This window comes from Lachnospiraceae bacterium GAM79 (assembly GCA_020735665.1).
Classification (GTDB): Bacteria; Bacillota; Clostridia; order Lachnospirales; family Lachnospiraceae; genus Coprococcus.
Window position 1 is genome coordinate 1,473,996 of the sequence record CP085928.1, and the last position, 12,562, is coordinate 1,486,557.

A 12,562-nucleotide genomic window follows, 5' to 3' on the forward strand; every position below is an offset into this window, starting at 1 on the left:
GTTTGTTTTTCCCTATGAAGGCTTTCTTGTTCTCCCAAATTCCTCCACAGTAACTAACCTCTCATATCTACCAGGATCACCTGCCTCTGCCGGGTCCTACATTCCTTCGTTCTGCTTATCCATAGTTGGGTGCTGCTTATGCTCCTACAGCAGGGTCTTTGCCCTATAAAAAATGTCAACGCAGCTACTAGCTCTACTTTGTTTTATATACTTTTACATTCCTGTTTCACAGCACCATTGACGGCGGACGCTTTCCTGTTTACAGTACTTCTTTCTTATGCGGCTATAACTCCTCTTTCATGATGAATATCTGACATCATTTTAAACCGGTCATAGTCCACACCTTTTGTTAATACCGCATAGAATATGCGAATTAACTTACAACTGACAGCAATCATTGCCTGTCTTCGTTTTAATGGATTTTTTACACGAGTCACATAATAATCATAGATTGTTCGAAACTCTTTGTTCCTTGCCAACAATGGTATCATTACCTGATACAAGATCTTTCTGAGTTTTCTTCTTCCTCGCTTGCTGATTCTCGATCTTCCCTTATGCTTTCCGGAACTGTTTTCTACTAATTCCAAACCGGCATACTTTTGGATCTGTTTCGGCGACTTAAAACGTCTTATATCACCTACTTCAGCAATAAATCCTGCTATTGTAACACTTCCTACTCCTTTAATGGCGAGTAACTTCTCCACATGCTGTACTTTCCGAATAGTCTCTTCCAGTACCTTATTCACAGCTTCCAGTTGTGAAGTCCATAATTGATGTTCCTCAAGCAGCATACATAACTCACTTCTTGTTCCAATTCCTCCATACAGACCAACACTATTGTGTGCAGCTTCTACCAGGTTCTTTGCCCTATCTTCTGTAACGCCTCTGCCACGCATCTTCTTATCGTGCCAGATCTTTCGGATTCCTTCTACTCCAAGTGCAATTACATCCTTCGGCAATGGTGCTTTTTCAAGCACCGCCAAACCACTTGCGGCATCAAATCTTGTATATAATCCCAGATACTCCGGGAAGTGTATTGCAAGCCATCTCTGGATTCTGTTTGCAGATATGTTATGCTGCTTCATAATAATCCTGTCACGGCTGTATACCAAATCTCTTATCTCGGCATAAATGTCCTCTGGCATGTATGGAATCGAATATCTTCCATCCACTACCAGCTTTGCGATTGTTTTTGGATCCTTTAAATCTATTTTCTTTGGACTATTATCATCAAGTTCCTTGATCTTCTTAACAGAGAATGGATTGACCATTACCAATGTTTTCTGATGATCCTGTACATACTTTGCAAACGCAAACCAGTAATGACCAGTCGGCTCACAGCCAATCAGAACTGCAGTCTTTTTATTCTCATTTTCAGCTTTTCTGTCCAAAGCTGAAAGGAATTAAATCCTTCGATATCATTCTGAAATGAAAAAACTCGTTTTGTAAGCTCGCGCCCTCTGTTATCAAAAGCTCTTGCATAATGCGTCTGGCTTCCAATATCAACTCCAACAACCAATGTTGTATCTGTTGCTTGCTCAATTTTTTCATTCTGTGTATAATTCATGTTGAACCTCCGGTGTTTTGATTGTTTTGTTTACATCCGCCAAGATGCAACTCAATCATACCTTGAGGTTCTTTTTTATTCAATTGGCGCTTTTAATGAATTACAGGAATGCTCCATAATGTACATTTCCTTTATATAAATTCGATATATCAAAAATGTATAATATTGATTTCTACAACACCTTGATATTATTGTTAATTGAAATTAATTCTGCCACCTCATCAAGCTCAATAAATGTTATTTTTTTCCCAGAAAGTCTTGCCAAATGTCTTAATGTCCCTTTTAATGAAGCATCTATATATTGTGGAATTATTACAGCAATCATTTGGCAACGTGTATCTATCATTCCTTGTTCAACAAACTGGCGGATAATTTCTTGTCCTTCTCTAGAAGTTGATAATAATGGTTTCATAATTTTCCTATCATCAGAAGTCTTTTGTGAACGGTTTTCACTGTTCTTTTTTATAATACCTTTTAATTCATATGATTTATTTCCTACCTTAACTTCTCCTGACATATCTCCACATTCCATTCCCTTGTGCGGTTGAAGTTTAAATTTAGGCAAAACTGAATAAAATATTTTAGGCAAACACATCATCTTTTCATTTTGCATACATCCTCCTTCAATTTTCTTATAAGAACATCCTCCAGATTCACATTTTTCCTTCATATTAACCGCATATGATTTTAAACGCGTTGTAATTTCTATTGGATTATGTTTGCAACGGTGTACAAAGGGAACATAATAAAAAACTTAATAATGGACTGCCAATCTTACACAAAGTACCGCCCAAACGAGACTACGGGCGGTATTTTTGTATCATGGCGGAGAAAGGAGGAACTTCCCACGGGGGCTTGACTGAAAAGTTGAGCCTCTTTTTTCATGCCAAAAAACAGGAGGTAAATGCTTATGGCAGATGATAAAACCACAAAAACGCCGGAACAGCCGGTAACGGATAGCGGGCCGGGCAAGGAAACGCCTCCCGCTCCCCCAAAAGAGCCGGAGAAGGTTTCCGTTTCTCCGGAGCCGGAAAAAAAGACGGAACCGGAGGTAAAGAACCCGCAGGTTTCCGTCTATAACTTCGCTGAAATTATGAAGGAAAAGAAGGTCGAGGAACGGGCGGCAGCTCCCAGCGGGGAAAAGCCTGCCCCGGCAAAAACGGAAAAACCGGAAAAGCAGCCGGAGGCTCCGAAAAAAGCGGAGGAAAAACCCAAAGAGCCGGAACAGCCGAAGCGCCGGGGCCGTCCCCCGAAAACAGATAAGGACAAGGCCGCAGCCCCGAAGTCCAAAGCCCCCGCACAGAAACCGGAAAAGGCGGTCAAAAAGGAACCGGAGAAAAAAACGGCTCCAACGATACAGGCCGCTCCCGCTCCGAAAGGACCCGAAAAGCCAAAGGATGCTCCACGCCGGGGCAAGGAGCAGATCATCTATATCAAGCTGAACGAACTCCACGCCTTCAAGAACCATCCCTTTGAAGTCCGGGATGATGAAGAAATGCGGGCTATGGTGTCCAGCGTCAAGGACAAGGGCGTGACCCAGCCCGCTATCGTCCGTCCCCGTGAGGATGGCGGCTATGAGATCGTGTCCGGCCACCGCCGCCAGAAAGCCAGTGAGCTTGCCGGATATGCGGATATGCCCTGTATCGTCCGAAATCTGACAGATGATGAAGCCATCACACAGATGGTGGAGGACAATCTGAACCAGCGTGAAGAAATCCTCCCCAGTGAGCGGGCCAAAGCCTTAAAAATGCAGCTTGAAGCCATCAAGCACCAGGGCTCCCGCACTTCGGGCCAGATTGACCCGAAGGACGCAGGTAAACGCTCCAACGAGATCGTGGCCGAGCGCAATAAGATGGCGGTCAAGCAGGTGCAGCGGTATATCCGTCTCAATGAGCTGGTTCCAGACCTGATGAAGCTGATGGATGAAAAAAAGCTGGGTTTTACTACGGCGGTGGAGCTTTCCTATATCGGCAAGAAGAACCAGAACTATATCGCCGTCGCCATTGACAGCCAGCAGTCCTCGCCTTCACAGGCGCAGGCAAAGCGTATGCGTGAGTTGGACGAAAAGAAGCTGCTCAACGGGGATGTGATCGACGGCATTATGATGGAGGACAAAAAGGAGGTAGACAAAGTGATTTTGACAGGTGCGGAACTGAGCAAGTATTTCGGCAAGGAAACTACGCCGAGGGAAATGAAGGACCAGATCATCAAGCTGCTGGACGACTGGAAGGGTCAGCAGAAGGAACACGAAAAGCCGGAGAAGAAAACCGAACAGGAAAAGTAAGCTAAAACTTCGGGTCAGCATGGCCCGAGGATTGCGGGGCTCTGCCCCGCGCCCCGAAGCTCTGGAGATATAAATTATTCCCCGTCGCCAGTTATTCCGTAGCATAGCCGGGAAAATCAGTCAAGGGCAGCGCCGCCGCAGGCGGTGCCAGAGGCACCCTTGACGGATTTCTCCCGGTTATGCTTTTTCCCGGTCAAGCGACGGGGATATAAATTCTCCAGAGCCGTTCCCCTTCCCGGGGGAAGGGGCGGAGGGGTTGGGCGAACTCTTGCTTTTCCCTAAACCAAAACAGAAATGGAGGCTCAACCAATGAAACGACCTTTAGCGTACCTGACCGCCGCATGGAGCGGCGAGCCGGATGTTGATATGGAGCTGGCGGCCCACTACTGCCGTCTTGCTTATGAGGCGGGCTTTTCCCCGATCTGCCCGCTCTTGTATCTGCCGCTGTTTTTGAATGACAGCGTTCCCGAGGAACACAAGGCCGGGATTGATATGCGCCGGGATATGCTGCGGCGCTCCCACACCCTGATCGTCTGCGGCAGCGCTGTGGATGAGGATGTAAAAAACGATATTGCGGTTGCCGGGCGGCTGGGCATTGCGGCGACCACACTGGAAGGGGTGCTTGCCGTGAAGGGACACGGCACCCCGGGCCATGCCGGACATTAAGCTGGGAAGCCTTTTCGACGGGATCGGCGTGTTCCCTCTGGCTGCTTCCCGGTGCGGTATCCGTCCGGTATGGGCCAGCGAGATTGAAAAAGCGCCCATCTCCATAACCAAAAGGCACTTTCCCGACATGGTGCATTTGGGGGATATTACGAAGGTGGACGGCGGGAAAATCCCACCTGTCCATATAATTACCTTCGGTTCCCCCTGTCAGAACCTTTCTCTGATTGGCAACCGCTCCGGCCTTGCCGGGGCAAAATCAAGCCTGTTCTATCAGGCGTTTCGTATCATACAGGAAATGAGGGATGCTACTGATAACCTATATCCAGCTATCGCTGTTTGGGAAAACGTCATGGGAGCGTTTTCTACAAATGACCGGATGGACTTTAGAGCCGTCCTATCCGCCTTCTCGGACACCGAAGTTCCAATGCCTCCTTCGGGAAGATGGGGAAACGCCGGAATGGTGCGAGGGGGAACGCCTGATGTGTGCTGGCGGCTCATGGACGCCCAGTATTGGGCAGGCTCCCGAAGGCTGGCACGAAGGCAGCGGATTTTCGTCGTGGCGGATTTTGGAGGCAGACGTGCCGCAGACATACTATTTAAGCCCCGTCCAATGCTCCCACTTCCTCCGCCTTGCGGAGAGGGCGGGCGGGCCGCCGCCGAAGGAGATAGAACAGCTTCTTTTGAAACAGGGTGGCAGATACCAGTCATCCACCCCTTTCAGTGCTTCCGTATGCGGGGAGCGGCAAAAAGGCAGGAAGAAACGGCCTTCCGAAACAGCTTCGGATTACCAACTGACCCTTTTCCCACTCTTTTAGCCAGTGATGTAACGCCCTTTGCCTTCTGGTATGAGGGCGACCCGGAGGGCGGCTGTATCCGTTTTCTGACGGAAACGGAAAGCGAACGGCTGATGGGGCTGCCGGAGGGCTGGACAAAGTACGGGGCGGACGGCGTGGAGATCCGGCCTCTGCAACGTTACAAGGCGCTGGGAAATGCGATTGCCCTCCCTTGCGCCGATTACATTATGGCCGGGATTTATGAGGTGCTGGCTGACCGGGCCGGAAAGGAGGAATAAGCCCATGTTTGAAGCCTATATAACCAACACCGCCCTGTACCCCTTGATGGGGATCGAGGTAGGGACAACGGTACATTTCCCCATGACGACACAGGAGTTGCAGGCCGCCCTTGCCAAAATCGGGATAGACGGAAAACGGTACAGCGAAGTGTTCTTTACCAGCTTTGACAGTGATGTGCTGGGGCTCTACGATCATCTCTACGAATGTGAGAACATCGACGAGCTGAACGAGCTGGGCCACGCCCTGCTGGAAGTACGGGATAAGGGCGGACTGGAAACCTTTGAAGCCGCTCTTGTCTTGGGAAACCACACACGGAGCGTGAAGGATTTGATAAACCTGACCCAGAACCTTGACCTGTACCGCTTTTACCCGGATATTTCTGATGATGAAGGGCTGGGCCGTCTTTACGCCGACGAGCTTGGGACCATCGACATACCGGAGCACATTCAGAACTACTTCGATTATGAGGCATACGGGCGGGATGTGCGTATCAACGAGGGCGGCGTATTCGCTCCCGGTGGGTACGTGTCGGCAGTCCCGGAGGGCTTCAAGGAGTATTACCACGGGCCGCAGGACATTCCGCCGGAACACCGGATATTTGCCTATCCTGAAAAGGCCGAGCCTGTCCACTCCATTCTCGCTGCACTCAAACGGTTTCAAGAAGCCCCGCCCGCTCCGAAAAAGGACAAGGCGGGGCCTTCCCATGAAGAACGGTAAGACTTCGGGCCAGCATGGCCCGAAGCATGAAGGAGGTGCATACCATCAACTATTACCCTATCAATGAAGGGGCCGCCCGTCGGGCAAAGGAAATGAACAGCTTTTCCGACTACAAGGAAGGGAGCGCAACGGCGGAATACCGGGCAATGGTGGACAAGGCCGCCGCCATAGCGGAACAGCAGAAATCCCGGGTGGACCCCATGTACCATGAGAAGATCGACCATCTGTTAGACACCTACGCTCGCAAGCTGGCCGAAAACATGAACCAGGGATTTGTCATTGACGCAAGGGTTCCCTCTGTGATGATCGCCGGACCTGCCAATTTCCCGGTGGGAAAAAAGGAAAAGCAAAACCGGGCTCGGGACAGCAACATGGAGGAATGGCGGTATATTCAAGGGCTTCTGGATAAGATACGCAGTACCGGCATGGGCGGGATCAGCGCCGATGACCCGGCAGCGATTGAAAAGCTCCAGAAGAAGCTGGACGGGCTGGAACGCTCCCAGCTCATTATGAAGGAGGTCAACGCCTATTACCGCAAGCATGGCAAACTGGATGGCTGTGCGCTGCTATCGCCGGACCAGATCGAAAAGCTGAAAGCAAGCATGGCGTCAAGCTGGCGGAGCGACCCGAGGCCCTTTGAAAGCTACCAGCTTACCAACAACAATGCGGAGATCCGCCGGGTAAAGGCCCGTATCGAACAGCTTTCCAAACAGGCACAGCGGGAGTTTTCCGGCTGGGAATTCGACGGGGGCCGTGTGGAGATGAACCGGGAGGACAACCGCTTGCAGGTATTCTTTGATGGAAAGCCTGACGCAGACACCCGGGCCGAGCTGAAAAGCAGCGGCTTTCGCTGGGCTCCCAGCGTAGGCGCATGGCAGAGGCAGCTCACGGACAACGCCATCCGGGCGGCTGACCGTCTGGAATGTATCAAGCCGCTGTCCGGCGAAAAGCCCTCCCAGCTTCAAAAGAAGCCCTCTATCTTGCAGACCATGCGGGAACAGGGCGAAAAAGTCCAGACGGAGCCGGAAAAGAAAGCTCCGTCCGGCAGGGATGCCGAGCGGTAAGCCTCGGGCCACATTGGCCCGAGGTTTTCTGTTCCCCGATATTGTACGGGGGCCTCCCGGATAGCGGGGACCCCGACGGAAAGGAGGTTTTATGCAGGAAGAAGTAAACCAAAAAACGGTTGCCCTTTCGATCAGGACAACGAAGCTCACAGGAAAAGTGCTGGCTGCCGCTCTTGGCAAGGTGGTTCGGGCGCTGCAAAAGCACCACCAGAAGGCGCTGACCCCGCAGGGACGCCAGAGCGTGAAAAAGCTGATGAACCACTATGGCGGCAAAAGTGCCATGCCCTATGTGGGAGCTCCAAAGGAGTTTGACCGGATCGCGAAGGAGTTCCATGTGGACTACGCTTTCCATAAAGTGAGCCCCGGTCATTACCTGCTGTTTTTCAAAGCCAATCAGGCGGACGCTATCACGGCGGCCTTCCAGAAGTACAGCGCAAAGGTGCTGAACAAAGAGCAGGACAAGGCTTCCATCCTCGGTCAGCTTCGGAAATTCACGGAGCAAATCAGGACGCAGGCAAAGGAAAAGCAGCGGACCAGAGAGGCGGTGAAGGACGGACGTTGAGTGACAAGATCAGAAAATATGTGCTCCCAAACCTGCCGTACCTCTTTGTGTTCTGGTTTTTCTCCAAAATCGGGACGGCCTACCGGATCGCCCCCGACACAGACTTCGGGACAAAGCTCATGGGGATGCTTGATACCTTCCCCAAAGCCTTTGAAACCTACTGGCCGGGGCTGGGAGGTATTGACCTGCTGGTGGGCCTTGCCGGTGCGGCTGGGATGTATCTGCTGATACAGTCAAAGATCAGGCAGGCGAAAAAATTCCGGCGGGATGCGGAGTACGGCACCGCCCGCTTTGGAACAAAGGAAGATATAAAGCCATTTGTTGACCCTAAATTTCAGAACAATGTCATTCTGACCGGGACGGAGTTCCTTACCATGAACACCCGTCCGAAGATACCCGCCAATGCCCGGAACCTAAACGCCTGTGTCATCGGATCGTCCGGCTCGGGAAAGACAAGGTTCTGGTTGACCCCGCAGCTCCTTCAAGCCCATTCCTCGTATGTGGTGGTAGACCCGAAGGGCGGCACTCTCGACCAGTGCGGGCGGTTTCTGCAACGGGAGAAATACAGGGTGCGGGTGTTCAACAGTATCGACTTTTCAAAATCCATGCACTACAATCCGCTGGCCTATATCAAGACAGAAAGCGATGTTTTGAAATTTGTTACCGCCCTGATTGCCAACACCAAAGGCGACGGCAAGGAGGGCGACGAGTTCTGGACAAAAGCAGAAACCCTCTTGTACTGCGCCCTTGTGTCCTACATCGTCTTTGAGGGGCCGGAGGAAGAACGCAACATGAATACGCTGGTGGAAATGATAAACAGCATGGAAGTCCGGGAGGATGACGAAACCTTCAAAAACGCGGTGGACTATATGTTTGACGGGCTGGAACGCCGCAGCCCCCAGCACTTCGCCGTGAGGCAGTATAAGAAATACAAGCTCGCCAGCGGCAAGACAGCCAAAAGCATTTTGATTTCCTGCGGTGCAAGACTGGCTCCCTTTGATATTCCCCAACTTCGGGAGATCATGTCTTATGACGAACTGGAGCTGGATAAGCTGGGGGATGAAAAATCAGCGCTGTTCTTTCTTATCAGCGACACGGACACCACCTACAACTTTTTGGTTGCCCTCGCTTTTTCGCAGATGTTCAACCTTCTGTGTGAACGGGCTGACAACACCTATGGCGGGCGTCTGCCCTATCATGTGCGGGTGCTGTGGGACGAGGCTGCCAACACCGGGCAGGTGCCGGGGCTGGAAAAGATTGTGGCCGTCATCCGCTCCCGTGAGATCAGCCTGACGCTTTTTTATCAGGCAATGAGCCAGTGCAAGGCATTGTACAAAGACCATTCCGAAACCATCATGGGCAACATGGACAGTATCGTATTCCTCGGAGGCCGGGAGGCTTCCACCCTAAAGGATATTTCGGAAAACTGGCTGGGCAAGGCCACCATCTCCATGCAGACCGAGGGCCGAAGCCGGGGACAGTCTGAAAGTTACAGCCAGAATATGCAGCGGCTTGGCCGGGAACTGATGACCACCAGCGAGATCACCACCATGCCCGGGGATAAATGTATCTTGCAGCTTCGGGGGCTCCCGCCCTTCCTGTCCCCGAAGTATGACTTGAAAAAGCACCCGAATTACAAGTACACAGCCGAATTTGATAAAAAGAAAAACGCCTTCCGCTTGGAAAGCCTGTTCCGCCACCGGCCATTGAGACTAAAGCCGGAGGACGAATACACGGTGTACGAAGTGGACGGCTCCGACACGGACGAAGAAGCTGACCTGTTGAATTTCGATGATCTGGACAGCGACGAGTTTGTGTAACTTCGGGCCATGATGACCCGAAGCGCCGCCGATGTGGGCGGCTTTTTTTGTACCCAAAACCATCAAACAAAATGGAGGAACGTATATGGAATTTTTCAATCAGGCAATCGACATTCTTAAAATTCTGGTCATGGCTCTTGGCGCTGGTCTGGCGGTATGGGGCGTCATCAACCTTCTGGAAGGTTACGGGTCGGACAACCCTGCGGCAAAAAGCCAGGGCATTAAGCAGCTCATGGCGGGCGGCGGTGTCGTTCTGATCGGCCTTCAGCTTATCCCTCTGCTGTCCGGGCTGTTCAGCTAAATGTCACCCGTTGTCCCTTTTTCCAGAAAAGGAGCTGATGTATGGACTTTATCATCGACGCAATCGTTGAATGGCTGAAAGGTCTGCTCGTCGATGGTATCATGGGAAATCTGGACGGCCTTTTCGATAACGTCAATCAGAGCGTTGGCGAAATCGCCACACAGGTAGGCACGACCCCGGCGGACTGGAACGCCGGGGTCTTTTCCATGATACGACAGATCTCCGAAACTGCCATTCTGCCAATCGCCGGGGTCATCCTCACTTTTGTTATGACCTATGAACTGATACAGATGCTCATAGAACGCAACAACCTACATGAAGTTGACACATGGATGTTTTTTAAGTGGGTGTTCAAAACCTTTGTGGCTGTGATGATCCTGACGAATACCTTCAATATCGTGCTGGCGGTCTTTGATGTGAGCCAGCATGTGATCCAGCAATCAGCGGGCATTATCCAGAACGGGACAGAAATCACGCCGGATGTGCTGGACAGTCTGCGGACAGAGCTTGAGGCGATGGAGTTAGGCCCTCTGTTCGGACTCTGGCTCCAGTCCTTCCTGATCCAGCTTACCATGATTGCCTTAAACATCGTGATTTTCGTCATCGTATATGGCCGTATGATTGAAATTTATTTACTCACAAGTTTAGCGCCTATCCCGTTTGCCACAGTCCCCAACAGGGAAACCGGACACATGGGGCAGAACTATTTCCGCTCCCTCTTTGCGGTGGGCTTTCAAGGTCTATTGATCTTAGTCTGTGTCGCCATCTATGCGGTGCTGATCCAGAGTATCGCCACCGACGGCGACCCCATCGGGGCGATCTGGGGATGCGTGGGATATACGGTGTTGCTGTGTTTTACCTTATTCAAAACAGGCAGTCTTGCAAAATCCATCTTCGGCTGCCATTAAGAGACTTCGGGCCATGCTGACCCGAAGCGGAAAGGAGAAATCCATGCAGGAAAAAACTGCGGGCGGAACACCAGCCGCCCCTATAAAGCTGGATGTAAGCGTGCGGGTCATCGAACCTGTGAAAAATCTCATGGGCTTTGCCAGCGTGAAATTCAATGACTGTTTTGTGGTGGAAAATCTGAAAATCGTCCAGGGCAGCAAGGGCCTCTTTCTTGGGATGCCCAGCCAGCCGGACGGCAAAGGCGGCTATCGGGATATGGCCTACCCTGTCACAAAGGAGTTCCGGGAACAGCTCAATACTGCTGTTCTGCAAGCCTATGAGGCAAAGCTGGAACAGATGGCGGAGCGCGGCTCTGTGGGGCGTGCGTCCATTAGCGACCAACTCAAAGCCGGAAAAGCGGCTGCCGAACAGGCAAAGGCAGGGCGGCCTCCGAAGGAAAAGCCCAGCCGCAGTGCAGAGCGTTGACCTCGGGCCATGCTGGCACGAAGCAGAAAGGAGGCGGGAACCACGCCACGCAAACGGACGGGCTATGACGCGGCCTGCTATTACGACGGAAAACTGCTGGGTCGCTGTACCAAAGCGGACAGCGACGCCTATACCCTGTTGATGAACGCCTGCGGCGGGGAGGCCGCCCGTGTCCTTCGGGAATATGCCTATTTTTCCCCGGAACTGAAAGCCATCTTAGAAAAGGCAGCACTCATGCAGGCAGACCGGAGACGGACGGGCGGAATGTTCCATGCGCCGAAAAGCTCCCCGTGGGGCGAGGTGCAGAATTGTGAAACCCTCTGTCCGGGGGTGTTTTTGGTATCTACCGCCAGCCACGGCGGAACGATGGTGGCAAACGAGGTAGCCGCCGTTCTCTCCCCAGCAGCCAAAAAATGCGGCTTCAAGGACAAGGGCTATATTTGCTATGAGGAGGACGCACAGGAAAGCGTAGTGCTCCGGGAGCTGCTGGACAAAAAGCTGTGGAAAATCCCTGACCGCATTAAGGACAAAGGACAGTTTGAAGAAAAACTCAATCAGTCCATCCGGCAGTATCACCCCGAATACTGGCGGGCAAGGCAGAGCGGACGAGAGGCCGCCGAAGCTGCCCGCAGCACAGCCCCGGCCAAAGAGGCCGCAAGATAACCTCGGGCCATGCTGGCCCGAAGCAATAAAGGAGGTGTACCAAAATGGCCTATGTGCCAGTACCAAAAGACCTTTCCAAAATCAAGACAAAGCTGGCCTTCAACCTAACGAAGCGCCAGCTTGTTTGTTTTTCCAGCGCGGCGGCGGTGGGCCTCCCGGCTTACCTGTTTTCCCGTGGCAGTATCGGGAACAGTGCCGCCATGTTCCTGATGATCGGCCTCATGCTCCCGTTCTTCTTTCTGGCTATGTATGAACGAGACGGTCTGCCGCTGGAAAAAGTGCTGAAAAACATCATCCGCACACGGTTCCTCTATCCCCGTGTGCGGCCTTACAAAACCGAAAACTTCTATGCGCTGCTTAGCGCCAGAAAGGAGGCGCAGCCGATTGCGAAACAGCAGAAGGGCCGGAAAGCCCGCAGGCAGAAAGCCTGAAAAGCAGGGCCTTACCGGCCTGTTCACGAAAGGAAAGAAC

Annotated in this window: 13 protein-coding genes and 1 pseudogene; 12 read left to right on the top strand and 2 right to left on the bottom strand. The window is 51.8% G+C overall.

The window, feature by feature from the left end:
* Positions 1 to 275: 275 nt before the first annotated feature.
* Positions 276 to 1,567, bottom strand: a pseudogene (locus LK416_06575) (IS110 family transposase).
* Positions 1,568 to 1,739: 172 nt separating this feature from the next.
* Positions 1,740 to 2,180: a hypothetical protein gene (locus tag LK416_06580; protein ID UEA75838.1), complete on the bottom strand. Its 441-nt coding sequence runs from the start codon at positions 2,178 to 2,180 to the stop codon at positions 1,740 to 1,742.
* 291 nt (positions 2,181 to 2,471) lie between these two features.
* On the opposite strand from LK416_06580, the gene LK416_06585 reads away from it, so the two are divergent.
* The 12 genes from LK416_06585 (at position 2,472) to LK416_06640 (ending at position 12,522) form a co-directional block, all read left to right on the top strand.
* Positions 2,472 to 3,851 (top strand): ParB/RepB/Spo0J family partition protein, encoded by a 1,380-nt coding sequence (locus LK416_06585; GenBank protein ID UEA75839.1) that lies wholly within the window; start codon positions 2,472 to 2,474, stop codon positions 3,849 to 3,851.
* A 309-nt stretch (positions 3,852 to 4,160) separates the two neighbouring features.
* On the top strand, positions 4,161 to 4,517 hold the full coding sequence (locus tag LK416_06590; GenBank protein UEA75840.1) for a hypothetical protein: 357 nt from the start codon (positions 4,161 to 4,163) through the stop codon (positions 4,515 to 4,517).
* Positions 4,504 to 5,589: a DNA cytosine methyltransferase gene (locus LK416_06595; GenBank protein UEA75841.1), complete on the top strand. Its 1,086-nt coding sequence runs from the start codon at positions 4,504 to 4,506 to the stop codon at positions 5,587 to 5,589. The genes LK416_06590 and LK416_06595 overlap by 14 nt, the downstream gene beginning before the upstream one ends.
* A gap of 4 nt (positions 5,590 to 5,593) precedes the next feature.
* Positions 5,594 to 6,307: an antirestriction protein ArdA gene (locus tag LK416_06600; GenBank protein UEA75842.1), complete on the top strand. Its 714-nt coding sequence runs from the start codon at positions 5,594 to 5,596 to the stop codon at positions 6,305 to 6,307.
* Positions 6,308 to 6,333: 26 nt separating this feature from the next.
* Positions 6,334 to 7,371: a hypothetical protein gene (locus tag LK416_06605; GenBank protein UEA75843.1), complete on the top strand. Its 1,038-nt coding sequence runs from the start codon at positions 6,334 to 6,336 to the stop codon at positions 7,369 to 7,371.
* 91 nt (positions 7,372 to 7,462) lie between these two features.
* Complete coding sequence (locus LK416_06610; protein ID UEA73393.1) at positions 7,463 to 7,933, top strand: PcfB family protein; 471 nt, start codon at positions 7,463 to 7,465, stop codon at positions 7,931 to 7,933.
* Positions 7,930 to 9,753, top strand: a complete 1,824-nt coding sequence (locus LK416_06615) for a type IV secretory system conjugative DNA transfer family protein (protein UEA73394.1) — start codon at positions 7,930 to 7,932, stop codon at positions 9,751 to 9,753. The genes LK416_06610 and LK416_06615 overlap by 4 nt, the downstream gene beginning before the upstream one ends.
* A gap of 85 nt (positions 9,754 to 9,838) precedes the next feature.
* Positions 9,839 to 10,054 (top strand): Maff2 family protein, encoded by a 216-nt coding sequence (locus LK416_06620; GenBank protein UEA73395.1) that lies wholly within the window; start codon positions 9,839 to 9,841, stop codon positions 10,052 to 10,054.
* A gap of 41 nt (positions 10,055 to 10,095) precedes the next feature.
* A complete protein-coding gene (locus tag LK416_06625) occupies positions 10,096 to 10,962 on the top strand; it encodes a hypothetical protein (protein ID UEA73396.1) in 867 nt (288 codons plus the stop codon).
* 13 nt (positions 10,963 to 10,975) lie between these two features.
* Entirely contained in the window at positions 10,976 to 11,428 is a 453-nt protein-coding gene (locus LK416_06630; GenBank protein ID UEA73397.1) for a SpoVG family protein, read from the top strand.
* Positions 11,429 to 11,437: 9 nt separating this feature from the next.
* Positions 11,438 to 12,091, top strand: coding sequence for a hypothetical protein (locus tag LK416_06635; protein UEA73398.1), 654 nt, complete (start codon positions 11,438 to 11,440; stop codon positions 12,089 to 12,091).
* Between the two features lie 44 nt (positions 12,092 to 12,135).
* Positions 12,136 to 12,522, top strand: a complete 387-nt coding sequence (locus tag LK416_06640) for a PrgI family protein (GenBank protein ID UEA73399.1) — start codon at positions 12,136 to 12,138, stop codon at positions 12,520 to 12,522.
* The last annotated feature ends 40 nt before the right edge of the window (positions 12,523 to 12,562 follow it).